This window comes from Streptomyces sp. Xyl84, assembly GCF_059731885.1.
In genome coordinates this window covers 20,763-35,247 of the sequence record NZ_AP029183.1, presented here as the reverse complement: position 1 = coordinate 35,247, position 14,485 = coordinate 20,763, and the positions used below count along the sequence as shown (strand labels likewise).

Sequence of the window (14,485 nt, the reverse complement as noted above, 5' to 3'; positions counted from 1 at the left end):
GGGCATGCTGGTCAGGCGGCGGACCGGAGAGGGCCACGACAGTCCAGCCGGCACGAGGCAGAGACCGTCCCGGCGATCAGCGCGGCCTGTGCGGAGGAGACGACGGCGCTGGCGCCCCGCCAGGAGCCCCCGCAGCACGTACCTGGACTCGGCCTGGGGCCGCCCGCCGGGGCCGCTACCGGCGGGTGTGCTCACCCTGCTCACCAGCCCAGCTGAGAGTAGGGGCGGCCTTCGGCGATCGCGGTGATGGCCGTGCGGGTGTAGGAGACGATCGGGTCCGGCAGCTCGTCCCGCGGCCACCACTGCCAGGTCAGGCACTTGTCGGACTCGCGCACCTCGGGGGTGCCCTCCCACCGGCGAGCTCGGAAAACGAGCTGCATCAGGGGCAGGCTGCCCGGGGTGTCGACGACGTGGACGACGTGCACGAGCTTCACGTCGGCGGGGTCGATGACCAGCCCTGCTTCCTCCCACGCCTCGCGGACCAGGCACGCGAGGGCGGACTCCTGCTCGCACCGCCCGGCGAGGTAGTGCCAGGTGTCCCCCGCGTATTTCGAGTCGGGGTGACGCAGGCCCAGAAGCACCCGGCCTGCGGAGTCTTCGAGGTGGAGGTGGACTCCGACGCCGTTCAGCACCACCCGGCTGCCCCCGTCCCACACGGGCGGAGCCGCGGCCAACGTGTTGTCCGGGGGGTTCTCGGCCGCATGCCGGCGAATCAGGTCCCGGGTGGCGGGGCTCACGCGCAGCCGATCCAGTTCATCGGGCGCGAACCAGCGCAGCAGCACACCCTCGTGCAGCGCGAGACGGTCGGGATTGCCGCGCCACCGGCCGGCGAAGACCTGGACCGGGACGCTGAGGCCGTCGATGCTGGTCGCGGCCTCCACGGCGTAGGGCTTCACGTCCTCGAGGCGTAGGTCGGGCACCTCCTCGGACAGCTCCCGCAGCAGGGTGCCCTCAAGGCTCTGGTCGTCGTGCGTGCGACCGCCGCCGAGAAGGGCGAACGCCCCCGACTCCCAGATGACGCCGGGCTTGTGGTCGCGCAGATGAAGCAGGTACCGGCCGGCCCCGTCGTGGATCAGCGCGGAAGCGTTCACCGGCTCCGGCAGGCCGTCAAGGTCCGCCGCGAGGAGCTTCGCGCGCAGTGTCGGCGAGGTGACCTCCGGCTGCGGGAGCCACTGGGCGCCGGAGACCTCCTCGTCCTGCAGCGCGACCTCGGGCGGCTCCTCGCCGGAGAGGCAGAAGACGTAGCGGACGTCGTAGTGGCGGTGGGCCGGTTCCCCTTGGGAAGGGCTGGCGTCGATGTCGTGGACGTCGATGTCGATCGGAGAGCCGAGCAGTTGCCGGGTCGGGCACAGGGCGCCTGGCGGGATACCGGCTTCTTCCGCCATCTCGCGCAGCGCCGCGGCGAGCAGTGTGCGGTCCCCGGGCTCGATGTGGCCGCCGGGGGCGAGCATGAGGCCGCCGGTGGCCCGGTGCCGGATGTGCAGGACCCGGCCCTGCCGGTCGATGATGACGGCGCTGCACGTGATGTGCCCGGGCAGCATCGTTCGGGCGGTCGCGTCGCCGGGCCGGTCGAGCGCGGCGAGAAGCTCGGCCAGGGCGTCACGCTCGCCCGGGTGCCGGCCGAGGTACGCCTCGACGGTCCTGCGGATCGCGGTGGAACTGGGTGGCATGGGCGTCGTCTCGCCTTCGATGTCAGGGGCGGGCAGGCGGGGCAAAGAGGCTCCGGTGGTTCAGCTGGCCGTTCCGTGGCCGGACGGCTTGACGCCTCGAGGACCTGGTACGCCGCCGGTCGACGGAGCGATTCCGTACTGGGGGCCTCGGCGGTGAAGGTGCCCTGGGAACAAGCCACGCTGGAGATCAGGTCCTCGTGGGTCTTGTCGCCGCCTGGTTCGGCTGGCGTCCATGTGTTCCCCTCTCGTGGATGTGGCGGTGACGTCGCCGTGTTCAACGACGCCACACGATTTCGAGCACCTGTTCCCTTCAGACGCGTTGTGCGCCCTGCAATTCAGCGGTTTTCCGAGGGTGCGCAATGCATCGACCCTTGCCGCGAAAGGGCCTGCGGCTCGGGGGAGGTTGGCCGAAACGCCGACGTTCGGTCGCTGCGGCGGTCGGCTGTCAGCCAGCCCCCGTCACTGAGGCTTCGCCCTGTTCGCCCGGGGTGGACGGCAGGCCCAGGCGCAGCGTCATGACCGCGTGGCCGGTCAGCCCCGCTTCGCGGGCTTCCAGGTGGTAGTCGCAGCTCAGGACGCATTCGGCGTGGGGTGTGGAGACGAAGAGGTGGTCGAAGCGGAAGCCGTTGCCGCTGCGCCCGAACCATGAGTGGGCGACCTCGCCGGGGTGGAGGTGGCGGAAGGCGTCGGTGAGGCCGGCGGCCTGGAACGAGTCGTAGAAGTCGTACTCCCAGTTGCCGAACACCTTGTGCGGCGACTGGTGGCCGCGCTCGATGACGTTGAAGTCTCCGGCCGCGATGACGGTCATGTCCGGGAAGGCGGCGAGCAGCCGTGGCAGGCTCTCGGTGACCGAATCCTGGAAGGCACGCTTGGCGACATTGCGCTGGTCCTTCGGGCCGCGGGAGGGCACGTACAGGCCCAGCACTCCGATGTCGTGGCCGCCGACGGTGACGCGGGCCGCCGGGGCGCGATGGGGGGTGACGGTGACCGGGCTGGGGACGGGCCGGACGGTACTGATGCGGCAGGCGATAACCGTGCGGTAGTCGGGCGTGGACGGCTGGGGGGCGACCACGGTGGCGTACCCGCGCTCGGTGAGCGCGGCGACGAGGGCGTCGCCGCTCTGAGTGGAGGACACCTCTGTGAGGACGGTGATATCGGCGCCTTCCTGGCCGGCGATCCATTCGGCCTGGCGGCGCGAGCGTCCGGCAGAGGCGTGCTGGGCGTTGAACAGCAGCAGCCGCACGGCGTCGGTGGCCGGCTGGTGGGCGGGTGCGTCGGTGGCGAGCAGGGACAGCTGCTCAGAGGACTGAGTCATGCTGAGCCGCACTGCCACCCTATTCGAACAGCGCGCCGCAGCCGGCGACAGCAACCGAACCGGAGCCACCCGCCGCCAGCGAGACCTGCACCTCTTCGCGAACACCAGCGCCTGCCTGTCCGGCCCGTGGGTCAACGGCACACCTGAGCGCGGCGGCCGGTCACCGATGCACCGGTGGTGGCAGCCGAAAGGATGGCCCGGGTGACACTCCGGCCACCCGGGCGGCGGCCCCGCGAATTGGCCCCAGAGCGGTTCACCCGGCCACGACGGCAGCGCGCGCACAGATCTCCCCAGTGATCACAGAGCGTCGCAACTCCCTGATCAACCGGAGCTGTGCCCGTCCTGCTACCGGTATCCCCCAACCGCGCCTATCCGCGCGACCTCTAACCCTGTCCCCTCTCTCTGTGCCGGGGACGCAGCGGCAACCGACGTTACACCTGACGCAGAGACGGGAACGACGAGAGAGACGGCTGCGCCGGAAGAGGCCACCGCTTCGGCTGCTGCCGGAGTCCCGGCGCCCCGCGACTTGAACGCGCGACGGTGGCCCGTGAGGCCCTGGGCGACGCAGCCTGACAACGTCGTCGACAATCACCCCATGGATGTCACCGAGCTGCTCGAATCGGCTTCCCTTCTGGTCCCGGAAGAGATCGCCACCAAAAACGACGTCACAGTGCGAGACGTCTGGGACTACCTCGCCCACGACGAATGGCAGATCGCCCTGAGCCTGCTGGAGGAGCTCGGGGACGGGCATCCACTGCCCCTGTCGTTCTGGGAACAGATGGCTAAGGCGGCTGAGCAACTCCGTCTCGAGCGGAGCGCAGCTTGGTGCCACTGGCGGTGTTCTGAGATTCGAAACGGGATGGTCCGGGCGGACCTGACACTTCGTCCAGGCGCGGAAGCCCGACGCAGGACACCGATCGCCGGCCACGGTGTTTTGCGGCCCATGTGGGACATCGGGAACCTCTCACCCGCTGGGGTGCTTCGGTGAGTATTGCCGGGCTTTGGGTCGAGGACGTGCCCCTCCTGGAGCCCGGCGGCCGGGCCACTGTTCGCCTCGTGCCTCTCACGCCGTCTCACTGGAAGCACGTCGAAACCGGTCAAGAGATCAGCATGCATGAGGACCGGACCGTGTCCGGCACCGCAGTCGTGCTGGAGGTTCATCTTCCTGCCACCGCCACGCCCACGAGCTGACGTCGACTGTCCCAGACCTCTCAATGGCGCAGATAATCACCGTAACTCGCGGAGCACACACGGGAGTGCGCCGTCAAGGAGGAAGATGGGGCTGAACAAGAAGGGTTCCCGGCGCATAACCGTTGACGGGACCGAGTACCGCTGGCGGATCCGCAGGAAGCCCTCCTCCATGCAGGGATTCTGCTGGACACCCATGACCTACGCAGTCGAAGCGGCCAGCGGCAGCCAGCCAGGCAGGACCTTGATCGTCACCAGCGGGCAGGCCCATCCCGGTAACTGGGTGGGCCTCGAGACAGAGCCCATTCGCCCAGTTCACGTTGCTGACAGCATTCGAGCAGCACGGGATCAGGGCTGGGATCCAAGCCGGGTCGGCTCTCCGTTCCAGCTCGACCGATCCGCAGGATTCATCGCCCAGCCATGAGACAAAGCGGAGTAGCGCGACGCATCTGGCCCGGCATCATGGCCTGGTGACCACATGGATGCGCTGCTACTGGGACGAGGAAGACACCTGGTTCTATTTCGAGGTCAACGCCGAAGGCTGGGTGATACGGCAGGTCGAACTCGAAGGGCCTGAGCTGATCCCGATCGCAGCTGCCTCACTCGCCGAGTGGCAGGGGGCTCGCGATGCAGGCCGCCTCGATGAGTACGACAACAGGTTCGGGATCACGGCCGAGCTGCCTGTCTCGGAATGGGAAGGCCACGACACCGAACGACTCACCTCCGAGGAGTTCGAGGAAGTCTGGGCTTTTGCCCGTCGGCAGATCGTGTCCCGGCCAATCTGACCTCTCGGCGCCGCGGAGGCTTCTTGGGATCATCTCGACATGGCCCCGACCCTTCCCCGCACCGTCCGAGCCATCGACACCGCTCAGCTCCTGGGCCTGGCCCAGGAGGCCGCCATGCACGGCTTCAGCCAGCGGCTCCCGGTCGACTGGCTCCGAGAGCACCTCGCCGCAGATGCGACGCACTACCTGTTCCCGACACTTGTGCAGCGGCTCACGCACCGGCCCGAGATGCCGCTGCAGTGGAGGTGCCAGCAACTGCTGACTGTCAGCACCGGCGAACAGATCTGGGGTCTGCTTGATGTCCTTCCCGACACCTTCGACAAGATCCCGGAGACCTTGGACACGGCGTCCAAGAAGGACATCGTCAGCCGCATCGAGCGAGCAGCGAAGGTGCGCGAGTGGATAGAACGGATGGGTGTCGAAGCCGAAGCAGGGTCGTGATGCCTCTGGGCAGCGATGCGGAGGTAGTCGGCGACCTTGCCCGGCATGTCGAGGGTGACCGGCAGCTCCGGGGCGGGCGCGTCCTCCTCGGCGGTGGCATGGTCGGGCAGGAGGTCGGCGACGGCTGTGCGGATTGCGCTGCGGCTGACCCGGTGCTCGCGGGCCCAGGCGGCGATGGAGCGTCCCCCCAGGTGCGCCGTGCGCACGTCGCAGGTCTGCGCGGCCGCGACGGCGGGGCGGCGTCCGCCCTTGCTGCCCTTGGCCTCGGCGGCGCGCAGACCGTCGCAGGTCAGCTCGCGCTGGAGGTCGCGTTGGAGTTCGCCGGCGGCGGCGAGGGTCTGCACCATGAACTTCACGGTGGACAGCAGCTTGCCGGTGCGCGGGTGGCGGACTGTGAGGTCCATGGCGGAGAACGCGCCGTCGTGGATGCGCAGGGCGAGCTGGTCGCGGTGCAGGACTTCGAGGACGTCGAGGATGTGCTGGTTGCCGCGCACGAGGCGGAACATCTCGGAGATGTGCACGGTGTGGCCCGGCCGCGCGTAGGTGAGCAGTTCGCCGAACTTCGGGCGTTGGAGCGGGTGGAGGCGGCTGGAAGTCCCCGGGTCTTCCTCGAAGACGATCGGGTCCTCGATGCCAGCCTCGGCCAGGACGAGGTCGTGGCGGGCGGTGGACGTTCCCACAGCCTCGCTGCCAACCTGCAGGATGACAGGGCCACGAGATCCCGAGCCATTGCGGGACAGCCCTTACGCAGCCGAGATCAGCCGCCGTCCCGACAGGCTCACCGACGCACCCGCACACGACACAGGGCAGGACACTCGATGACCACCCCAGACCTCTCGGCGGACTGGCTCGCCGTCTGGCAACGCGAGATCAGCACCATGCTCGACCAGATGCTCGCCCTCTTCGAGACCGCCTACGGCTACCCACTGGGCGACAACGGCGTTCTCATGGCTGACGACGAAAGCCGATCTGCAGCCGCACAACTGCAGAGCACCGCCGCCGTCCCCGCTGCCCTGGTCGCCTTCTACTCCTCGATCGCCGAGCTGCGACTGCCCGACATCGGCCACGGATACTTCATCCACTCGCCCGACCTGGTGCTCGACCACCTCACCGGAAACGGACCAGTCCGCCTCACTGACCACAGCACCGGTATCGTGTTCGGCAGCGACGGCGGAGGCATCCTCTTCGCTCTCGACCAGGCCGGGCAGGTTCACCGAACCACCACAGCGTCGTGGTTCGACGACTTCGAACCGGAAGCCCCAGCCCTGAGGCAGTTCCTCGAACGGCTCCACCGGGCCGTTGCCGACTTCACAGACGACACTAAGCGCCCCTCGGCTACCGAACACCGCTGACCGATCACGCCCTGGGCACCGCCCACGAGGCATTCCGAGGGTTCCAATACCCGACTCCATCATGAGAGGTCTTCCAGGACGACTTGATCAGGACTTACCGCGGCTTCCTCGACCGTCGACGCGCGGCGCATCCCCAGGAGGAGTACCGGGCGACCACTCCGCAGGAGTGGCGCGACTTCCAGCAGCACTCCGGCCAATCCCAAGGGCGGCCGACCGCCCAAGCACGGCGGCGAGTTCGTCTTCGGCAACTCCGCAACCTGGGGCGCCGAGCAGGCCGTGACGGTCACGGACATCCGCCTCTACGGGAAGGCGACCGCGCAGGCGTGGGACCGGCTGCACCCGCGGCTCACCCGCCGGGCCGCATGGCTCGACCACGATGGGCTGCTGCCACTCATCGAGGGCACCGTCATCCGGCTGGTCGTTCAGAAGCTGCCCAGCGGCGGGGTCAACGCGCCGGTCTGGCTGTGGTGGTCACGCACCGGCGCCACCGAAGCGGACGTCGACCGCTGCTGGCAGTCCTTCCTCCGCCGCTTCGACATCGAGCACACATTCCGCCTGCTCAAGCAGACCCTGGGCTGGACCAAGCCCCGGCTCCGCAGCTCGGAAGCGGCCGACCGGTGGACCTGGCTCGTGATCGCTTCCTAGGCCCAGCTCCGACTCGCCCGACCGCTGGCCACCGACCTCCGCAGGCCCTGGGAGAAGCCGACTGAACCGAACAGGCTCACGCCCGCCCGCGTCCGCAGAGGGTTCAGGAACCTGCGCGCGAAGACCGGCTCCCCGGCTGGTGCACCGAAACCATTCCGTCCCGGCCCAGGCAGGCCGCCAGGCTCGAAGAACCAGCGACCGGCCACCCGTCACGACATCGGGCGAGTCCTCGCCACCGGTGAGGCGTTCAGCCGCCCCGCCCACCACGAAGTCGGCACCAAGCCCCGCCGCGGGGCGCCTGAAGTCCCGCCTGCCTGAAACGTCAGGAAGCCGACCAGGTTGGATGGCTCCATGGTGAGACGGAAACGGGAGAAGGAGAGGCAACCGCCCTTTGCCGAAGGGCATCGTCCTGCTCGCGACGCCGGAAGGCTGGCGCCACAGTGTCCTCACCGTGGACGGCGGGATGCACTGCGGGCGCCTCACCGACGTTCCGGTCAACGCCGACCCAGCCGAGGCACGGGCCGCCGCGGCGGCCATGGTGATCGGACTCGCGCATGACTTCCACGAAAATCGGGTTGACGTGACCTGGGATCCGCCCCGGGAGCCCAGGTCCTGGACCGCCCAGGTGACCGTTGCCGCGTCCCCGCCGAACACCTTTGGTCAAACGACAAGCTGAGGGCCGGAGTTCGTGGAGAGTGCCGCCTTGGAGCAGCACGCGGTTCAGCCTCCGAGGCGGTGTGCAAGGTGGAGCAGATCTGCTACGTGCAGTACCCGTCCGTCGAAGCCTGGGAGGGGGACATGGAGTGGCTGGGTCCAGCGGGCGGGGATTGCGTCCAGCCCGTAGTACGCCCCCGCGAGGCCTCCGGTCACGGCGGCGACGGTGTCCGTGTCGCCGCCCAGGTCGATTGCCGCGCGTATCGCGTCTTCGAAGCTGGTGGTGGTGCGCAGGGCCCAGACGGCGGAGCCCAGGCAGGGCCAGACGGCACCGTTGAACTCGGTCGCCTGATCGGGGTGCCAGTCGGGCGAGAGGACGGTGACGTAGCGGCCGCGGTGGTCGGGGTGGACATGAGCCAGGATGTCCGGGAGCGCGGTGAAGGGGTCGGTGTCCTCGAACGTGACGCGGATGAGTTCGTGGAAAATCGCGGTTCCTTCACAGGCCGCGCGGTCACCGTGGGTGAGAGCAGCGATGCGGCGCGCGGCGTCCATGGTGGCTTCTTGGCCGGCGGCCGCGAAGTGGACTGCGGAGGTCGATGCCCGCATCAAGGAGCCGTTTCCGGCCGCTCGTTGGTTGACCTGGAAGTGGATCGCGGCGGCGAGGTCCCAGGGCATGCCGTTGGTCAGGACGTCTTCGGTCTGCAGGCCGATGTCCTTGGGGCCTGATGCTGCCCACCGCTGGAAGCGGGCGAAGATGTCCGGCAGATCCAGTCCGCCCTGCTCCAGCAGTGACTCCGCGACCAGGACGGCCATCTGCGTGTCGTCAGTGGCCTCACCGGGGTCCCAGCCACCGCCTCCGCACATCTCGCCACCGGCACCAGGCGCGGGAAAACGCGCGGAAAACGCTCCCTGGGGACCAAACTCGAATGGGCCGCCCAGGGCGTCCCCCACCGCTGAGCCGACGACCGCGCCAGCGGCCTGCTGAATCCGCTTCATTCGCGCAGGTTATCTGTGCCGCGCTGACGGCCCACACGGCCCTGTTCTCGGCTCCCTGAACCAACGGCGGCGAACGCCTCTCGTCTACAGAGGTGCGCCACATGAGACACCCTGGGGCTGAGACACCCGCACAGGTCACATAACGCCGTCCATCCCGGTGTCCGACGGCAGCTGGGTGAGGGCCGCGGCCTGGATCTCGGGGAACGCGGCGGTTATGTCCCCGGTGCCGTGCCGCAACAGAGTCTGACGATCGAGGAGGTCCTCGCAGCTCGACCGCGTGGGGTGCAGGTCGCTCGGCGGCGGGTTCGGCTTCGACGAGGACGGGCCGGCCAGGCTGCGCGCATGGATGGAGGCCGATGACCCTGCTGATGACGGCGGCACCTTTCTCAGGGGTCTGACCTCGCAGTGATGGGCTTTCGACGCCGCCGTACGAAGACCCGGTGACGGGCTGCCGTGCATGCGTTGCCTTTGGCAGCCCGCCGAATTCGGGATGACGGTCCGGCCGGGCGCACGGTAGAACCCGACCTGTGACTGTCTTCTGCTGCGCCAAGTGCGGGACCCCTCTCACCGGGGACCTGGTGGCGCTCCCGGCCGTTCCGGACGTCGATGACCCAGATCAGGGCCGGGACAAGAAGACCGGTCGGGCTCGTTCCACCGTCCCTCGCGGGCACTACGCCGTCGACCCCGACCCGTGGGGAGCCTCGTTCGTCGCCGCCCCCCGCAACCCGCCTCGCCCGCAGCAGCGGGCGGGAACTGCTCCGAGCCGACACAGGGGTTACGGTGTCCGCCGGATGGCGTGACAGCTTCGTTGTCCACCCTGACGATGCCCTGCCCCACCTCGAACCCTTCACCTTCGGTGACAACTGGCTCGGCTGCTGCGGTCCCACCGGCTCGCACGGCCCGAATCTGGCTTGCTTGTGCGGCTCTCCCCTTGCCACCTGGGCTGCAGACTGCATGGGCCCGAACGAACTCCACCTCGACCGCATCCGTGTCTATTGATCCGCATCTGTCGCCGTCGGCGCAGGAGGCCCTGCGGTTGTGAGCGGTGGCTGCGTTGGTGACGGGGCGGGACCGTGAGGACGTAGCGGCGGTGTTCGGTGTGTCGCTGAAGGCGGTCGATATCTGGTGGGCGAAGTGGCAGGCCGGCGGCCGGGAGGCGCTGGTCATGCAGCCGCGGGGCATGCCGGTCGGGGTGCACCAGGTGCTCGGAGAGGCCGAGCAGAGTGCCGTGCGGCAGGCGGTTCTCGTCACCGGCCCTGTGACGTGGGTCTGAGCGGGCAGCTGTGGTCGCGGCGGCTGGTGGTCGAACTGATGGTGAAGCTCTGCCGGGTGCGGCTGACCGAACCGGGGGTGGGCAAGTACTTCCGGCGCTGGGGGTTGTCCTTCCAGCGGCCGGACGAACGAGCCGTCGAGCAGGACCCCGAGGCCGTGGCGCGTTGGCGCCAGGAGACCTGGCCGGAGATCCGGGCGAAGGCGAAAAGGGAGGGTGGCGAGGTCCTCTTCGCCGGTCAGGTGGGCATCCGATCCGAGCAGGTCACCGGCCGCACCTGGGGCGAGAAGGGGAAGACGCCGGTGGTGAGGCGGAGCGGGAACCGGTTCTCGGTGAACGCGATGTCGGCGATCAGCACCAGGGGCCGGATGCACTTCATGGTCTTCACCGAAAGCTTCACCGCCGAGGTGATGTGCCGTTTCCTGGACGGGCTCGCCGGCCACTTCGACCATAAGGTCCACCTCGTGGTCGACGGGCGCTCCGCCCACCGCTCCAAGAAGGTCCGCGACTGGCTCGCCGCCCACCTTGACGACGTCGAACTGCACTTCCTGCCGCCGTACCCGCCCGAGCTGAACCCCGACGAGCTGGTCAACGCCGGCCTCAGGTACAGCCTGCCCAAGCAGCACCGAGCCCGCGATCAAGCCGAACTCGCCGCTGAGACCCGCCGCTTCTTTCGCAGACGCCGGCGTCAGCCGCACATCGTCCGCGCCTACTTCGGTGGCCCACACGTCCGCTACATCCTGGACGAGAACCCCCATGAGTTCCTGATCAATATGACAGGACCGCCCGGTGCCGGCGGATCGGCGCCGAGCGGTCCCGGTGGTCAGGACGGCGCAGCCATTACCTGAGATAGATCGTCAGCCCGAAGTCGTTGCCCCGGTGCCAGCCGGAGATGTATTTCGGGCTGCCGTGCTTCTCATTGCCCCAGCCGTAGAACTGCTGCCAGGTCACGTCGTCGCCGTACCAGTGGTTGTAGTCGGTCTCCGCGTAGGCCTGCACAGCCTTGCCGTCGTGCTTGGTGTCCCACAGGTAGAAGGCCCCGGAGGCGTACGACTTGCCGTTGACCTTCTTCGTGCACTCCATGTACTTGGCGGCACCGCCCTTGATGTGGATCTCCTTCCAGCCGCTGCACTTGTTGGCAGTGGCCTGGACCTGCCCGATGACCGGGGCAGCGATCGCGGCAGAGGGCGTGACGAGGCCGACTGTCAGAGCCAGTCCGGTGGCGGCGAGGGCCAGACGCTTGCGTGACATCACGTGAACCCTTTCCGTCGGCCGACGGGTGGCCCCTGCCGGGTCCCCCGAGTCCGTCGGCACGACAATTCCCTGTGCTTCCACGTAGAGGAACAGATGGATGGTTCCCGGCAGGCCGCCGATTTTCGGACACCTTGCAGGATGTTTGGCGCATCGGTAGGCGATGAGCATCCCGACCCGGATGAGCGTGACGCCCAGGTGGCGGGCGGTTTCTGGCTGGGACATCCAGGCGTCGGCCCGCCTCCTGAAGGACACGATCAACTGGTTCTGATCACTGAGCCACAACTCGTGACGACGGCTCAGCGATTCTCGTCGAAGGTTGAGTGACTGCGCCTGGGCATCATCGCTCGTCGGCGGCAAGTAGCTGCTCGCGCAGGATGTCGGCGTGTCCGCAGTGGTGGGCCAGCTCGCGCAGGACTTGGAAGTAGACCCAGCGCAGCGTGCGCGGCCCGGCCCGGTGGCCGGTCACGACGGTGTCCAGCGGAAGGTCGGCTACCACCGCCCGCGCCGTCGCGCATGCCTCCTGGTGGGCCGCCGTGACGGAAGCGATGGTGTCGTCGTCGGCGAGCTGGAAGGATTCGTCCGGGGTCTGGACCAGGCCGAGCTCCCGACGGGATGTGCCGCCGACGCACTCCTCGAACCACACCCGCTGCATCCACGTGACGTGCTTGAGCAGCCCGAGCAACGTCGTCGCCGACGAGACGAGTCGGTGTCGGACCTGCTCCTCGGTGAGGCCCTCGAGGGTTACCTCGAGGGCGCTCCGGTACTCCGTGACGAACGCATCGAGTTGGGTGCGTTCGTTATCCAACGGCACATCGAACGAGCCCATGAGAGTCTCCCATCCCGCCGTATGCTGAGGGCGCATCAGCTCGTGCGAGCGGCAACCCACGGCGACATTCAGTATCAGCCCGGATAGCTGCGGCCGCCCCGTCGAGCGGGGCCCGCGCATCGGAAGCACGTTCTCGACTCGAACACCCTACCCGGCGCCTAAGAGCTGCGAACAAAAGTGGGCCCCGGCGGCCGGCGCCCGGCACGCGCCCTCGCCGCGTTGCCGAAAAGCCCTGGTAGCTCCGCTACAAGGACCTTCCGGCGCCTTGCGATCGCACGCACCGGACACCGCCCGCTGATCGGAACCCACTTTTGTTCGCAGCTCTAACCTCCGCGTTTCGCTTCGGGTGGCTGAGCTGGTGTGATGGCCGTGAAATGGGGGTTCTGGTTGTTGGCAGCCGGGCGGGCATGGTCGAGGCCCGACGCGCGGGTCGGGTTCTCCAGGGTTCCTCGGTCGTGGGTGTGCAGGGACGGTGCCGAGGTTCAGGTGGCTGGCCGTGGCAGCGCCGCTAGGCGGGCGAATGCGCTGGTCAGCTCGTTTCGCCAGGGCCAGGTCGCGGCGATCCGCAGGTGCATGCGGCGTCCGCCGCGAGTGATGCGGGCAGCGGCGTGCAGCAGCCGGTAGCGGAGCTTCTTCGGCTCGGCGGCTGCCAGTTCGCCTTCCAGTAGCAGGATGCGTGTCCAGGCGAGCAGGTCGAGGGCGGTCAGGGACAGCTCCAGCCACGCTTGGTTGACCTGGAAGTGTCGGGAGGGGAAGCGGCCGAAGCCGGTGGTCTTGCCGCAGCGGATGCGGTCCTCGACGCGGGCGTGCGCGCGGTGGCGAACTTCCAGGTGCTGCAATGAGCCTTCGCCGTAGGCGGTGTCGGTGAGGAAGACCTGGTGGCGCATGCCCTCGTCGAGATCGAACAGGGAGAGCTGGGCGCCGGGATGCGGGCGCTCGCGGCGGACGATGACCCGAGTGTCCTCGGGCAGGCCCGGCAGGTCGACCAGGCCGGTGAGCTCGGCGACGTGGGCGCCTTGTCGCAGGGTGCCGTCCTGTTCGAGGGCGGGGTGCCAGACCTGGTCGGGCAGCTGGCGTATCGCTCGGCGGACCGGTTCGGTGATGGACCATCCGACGGAGAAGGAGGTGTGGATTCCGCGCGAGCGGAGGCCGCGGATGTGGGCCAGGAACGCTTTGGCGGATCCGGCGCTGTCCGCACGGATGAGGATGTCGGTGCCGTGGCGGTGGACATCGGGGAGCTGGGCGAGCGCGGCGTCGAGCACGGTGATGTGGTCCTCGGCGGTGTTGGCCGCGGCGTTTCCGGGCCGCAGCAGGCCGGCCAGGGCCTCGCCGGTGTTGTCGAGGAAGCACAGCAGCGGGTGGTAGCCGAAGCCGTGTTTGTAGGTCGGCGCCGCGTTCTCCTTCTCGGAGTGGCAGGTGACCAGGGTGGCGTCGATGTCCAGCACCAGGCCCGGCAGTTCGCGGCCGCCTGCGCGGGAGGCCGGTATTGCCTCCCGTCTCTCGCCGGCTTGCAGCCAGGCGGCTTGCAGCCAGGCGACCTCGCGGGCGGTGGCACGGGCCGCGCGCAGAGCGCCGAGTGCGGCCGGATCGATGCCCGCCAGCAGGCGCCATGCGGTGGGATTGGAAGCGACCGGGCCGAACACCTCGGCCTGATCGCGCAGCAGGGCCAGGTCGGCGATCGCCTCGCCGCCGTCGGCCAGCATCACCGCCAAGTCCACGGCGATCCGGCCGGGGGCGTGTCCGGTGCCACGCGGCCGTAGTTGGCGCAGCGCGTCGGTGAAGGCCGTGGTCAGGCCGGTGGCATCGGCGAGATCGGCCAGCAGCCGGGACCCGGCATGACTGACCACCCCGCGCCCGTCGGCTGATACGACGAGCTTGGGACGCGACCCGGTAGTGTGCACGCAGAAAGTGCCTTCCTGCTGTGGTGACAGAAGCCCTAGACAAGCCTCATCATCCCAGCTCAGAAGGCACTTTCGCGTTCCCGCTCAAGATCCGGACGCCACCGCAAGTGAAACGCGGAGGCTAAACGCCGAGCAGAGACGCTGCCCGCTGCCAAAGACGTTCAGAGGCCGCACAGATAGGCGGCGCG

13 protein-coding genes and 3 pseudogenes are annotated in these 14,485 nt (G+C 68.7%); 9 read left to right on the top strand and 7 right to left on the bottom strand.

Annotated features, from left to right (window positions below):
* Positions 1 to 200: 200 nt before the first annotated feature.
* Together AC6I72_RS31730 and AC6I72_RS31725 are read right to left on the bottom strand one after the other, a co-directional pair.
* Positions 201 to 1,670 carry an NUDIX hydrolase gene (locus AC6I72_RS31730; protein WP_498004914.1) on the bottom strand — a complete coding sequence of 490 codons (1,470 nt, stop codon included), beginning with the start codon at positions 1,668 to 1,670 and terminating at the stop codon, positions 201 to 203.
* Positions 1,671 to 2,115: 445 nt separating this feature from the next.
* Positions 2,116 to 2,985, bottom strand: a complete 870-nt coding sequence (locus tag AC6I72_RS31725; protein WP_498004913.1) for an endonuclease/exonuclease/phosphatase family protein — start codon at positions 2,983 to 2,985, stop codon at positions 2,116 to 2,118.
* 595 nt (positions 2,986 to 3,580) lie between these two features.
* Here AC6I72_RS31725 and AC6I72_RS31720 point away from each other — a divergent pair.
* From AC6I72_RS31720 to AC6I72_RS31705, 4 genes and pseudogenes are all read left to right on the top strand, one after another.
* Positions 3,581 to 4,176, top strand: a pseudogene (locus AC6I72_RS31720) (hypothetical protein).
* An 85-nt stretch (positions 4,177 to 4,261) separates the two neighbouring features.
* The gene (locus AC6I72_RS31715; RefSeq protein WP_498004912.1) at positions 4,262 to 4,597 is read left to right on the top strand and encodes a hypothetical protein; all 336 of its coding nucleotides are present in this window, start codon (positions 4,262 to 4,264) and stop codon (positions 4,595 to 4,597) included.
* A 58-nt stretch (positions 4,598 to 4,655) separates the two neighbouring features.
* Positions 4,656 to 4,958: a hypothetical protein gene (locus AC6I72_RS31710; RefSeq protein ID WP_498006398.1), complete on the top strand. Its 303-nt coding sequence runs from the start codon at positions 4,656 to 4,658 to the stop codon at positions 4,956 to 4,958.
* A 39-nt stretch (positions 4,959 to 4,997) separates the two neighbouring features.
* The gene (locus AC6I72_RS31705) at positions 4,998 to 5,399 is read left to right on the top strand and encodes a hypothetical protein (protein ID WP_498004911.1); all 402 of its coding nucleotides are present in this window, start codon (positions 4,998 to 5,000) and stop codon (positions 5,397 to 5,399) included.
* Between the two features lie 263 nt (positions 5,400 to 5,662).
* Here AC6I72_RS31705 and AC6I72_RS31700 read toward each other — a convergent pair.
* A pseudogene (locus AC6I72_RS31700) lies at positions 5,663 to 6,079 on the bottom strand (recombinase family protein); the annotation flags it as partial.
* A gap of 138 nt (positions 6,080 to 6,217) precedes the next feature.
* On the opposite strand from AC6I72_RS31700, the gene AC6I72_RS31695 reads away from it, so the two are divergent.
* The 3 genes and pseudogenes from AC6I72_RS31695 to AC6I72_RS31685 all read left to right on the top strand — a co-directional run bounded on the left by AC6I72_RS31695 (position 6,218) and on the right by AC6I72_RS31685 (position 8,072).
* Positions 6,218 to 6,751, top strand: a complete 534-nt coding sequence (locus tag AC6I72_RS31695; protein WP_498004910.1) for a hypothetical protein — start codon at positions 6,218 to 6,220, stop codon at positions 6,749 to 6,751.
* Positions 6,752 to 6,949: 198 nt separating this feature from the next.
* Positions 6,950 to 7,714: pseudogene (locus AC6I72_RS31690) on the top strand (NF041680 family putative transposase); the annotation flags it as partial.
* Between the two features lie 73 nt (positions 7,715 to 7,787).
* Complete coding sequence (locus AC6I72_RS31685) at positions 7,788 to 8,072, top strand: hypothetical protein (protein ID WP_498004909.1); 285 nt, start codon at positions 7,788 to 7,790, stop codon at positions 8,070 to 8,072.
* A gap of 44 nt (positions 8,073 to 8,116) precedes the next feature.
* On the opposite strand, the gene AC6I72_RS31680 is transcribed toward AC6I72_RS31685, so the two are convergent.
* Positions 8,117 to 9,046, bottom strand: coding sequence for an ADP-ribosylglycohydrolase family protein (locus tag AC6I72_RS31680; RefSeq protein ID WP_498004908.1), 930 nt, complete (start codon positions 9,044 to 9,046; stop codon positions 8,117 to 8,119).
* A 1,045-nt stretch (positions 9,047 to 10,091) separates the two neighbouring features.
* Between AC6I72_RS31680 and AC6I72_RS31675 the strand changes: the two genes are divergently transcribed.
* On the top strand, positions 10,092 to 10,319 hold the full coding sequence (locus AC6I72_RS31675; RefSeq protein WP_498004907.1) for a helix-turn-helix domain-containing protein: 228 nt from the start codon (positions 10,092 to 10,094) through the stop codon (positions 10,317 to 10,319).
* The gene (locus AC6I72_RS31670; protein WP_498004906.1) at positions 10,310 to 11,164 is read left to right on the top strand and encodes an IS630 family transposase; all 855 of its coding nucleotides are present in this window, start codon (positions 10,310 to 10,312) and stop codon (positions 11,162 to 11,164) included. Before AC6I72_RS31675 ends, AC6I72_RS31670 begins: the two co-directional genes overlap by 10 nt.
* Here AC6I72_RS31670 and AC6I72_RS31665 read toward each other — a convergent pair.
* The 3 genes from AC6I72_RS31665 to AC6I72_RS31655 all read right to left on the bottom strand — a co-directional run bounded on the left by AC6I72_RS31665 (position 11,157) and on the right by AC6I72_RS31655 (position 14,297).
* A complete protein-coding gene (locus tag AC6I72_RS31665) occupies positions 11,157 to 11,567 on the bottom strand; it encodes a hypothetical protein (RefSeq protein WP_498004905.1) in 411 nt (136 codons plus the stop codon). The genes AC6I72_RS31670 and AC6I72_RS31665 overlap by 8 nt on opposite strands.
* 340 nt (positions 11,568 to 11,907) lie before the next feature.
* On the bottom strand, positions 11,908 to 12,396 hold the full coding sequence (locus tag AC6I72_RS31660) for a DinB family protein (protein ID WP_498004904.1): 489 nt from the start codon (positions 12,394 to 12,396) through the stop codon (positions 11,908 to 11,910).
* A 482-nt stretch (positions 12,397 to 12,878) separates the two neighbouring features.
* The gene (locus AC6I72_RS31655) at positions 12,879 to 14,297 is read right to left on the bottom strand and encodes an IS1380 family transposase (RefSeq protein ID WP_498001755.1); all 1,419 of its coding nucleotides are present in this window, start codon (positions 14,295 to 14,297) and stop codon (positions 12,879 to 12,881) included.
* Positions 14,298 to 14,485: the final 188 nt, after the last annotated feature.

Coding starts and splice junctions, on each gene's coding strand:
- AC6I72_RS31730 (WP_498004914.1), bottom strand. CDS start 1,670: ATGCCACCCAGTTCCACCGCGATCCGCAGGACCGTCGAGGCGTACCTC.
- AC6I72_RS31725 (WP_498004913.1), bottom strand. CDS start 2,985: ATGACTCAGTCCTCTGAGCAGCTGTCCCTGCTCGCCACCGACGCACCC.
- AC6I72_RS31715 (WP_498004912.1), top strand. CDS start 4,262: ATGGGGCTGAACAAGAAGGGTTCCCGGCGCATAACCGTTGACGGGACC.
- AC6I72_RS31710 (WP_498006398.1), top strand. CDS start 4,656: ATGCGCTGCTACTGGGACGAGGAAGACACCTGGTTCTATTTCGAGGTC.
- AC6I72_RS31705 (WP_498004911.1), top strand. CDS start 4,998: ATGGCCCCGACCCTTCCCCGCACCGTCCGAGCCATCGACACCGCTCAG.
- AC6I72_RS31695 (WP_498004910.1), top strand. CDS start 6,218: ATGACCACCCCAGACCTCTCGGCGGACTGGCTCGCCGTCTGGCAACGC.
- AC6I72_RS31680 (WP_498004908.1), bottom strand. CDS start 9,046: ATGAAGCGGATTCAGCAGGCCGCTGGCGCGGTCGTCGGCTCAGCGGTG.
- AC6I72_RS31665 (WP_498004905.1), bottom strand. CDS start 11,567: ATGTCACGCAAGCGTCTGGCCCTCGCCGCCACCGGACTGGCTCTGACA.
- AC6I72_RS31660 (WP_498004904.1), bottom strand. CDS start 12,396: ATGGGCTCGTTCGATGTGCCGTTGGATAACGAACGCACCCAACTCGAT.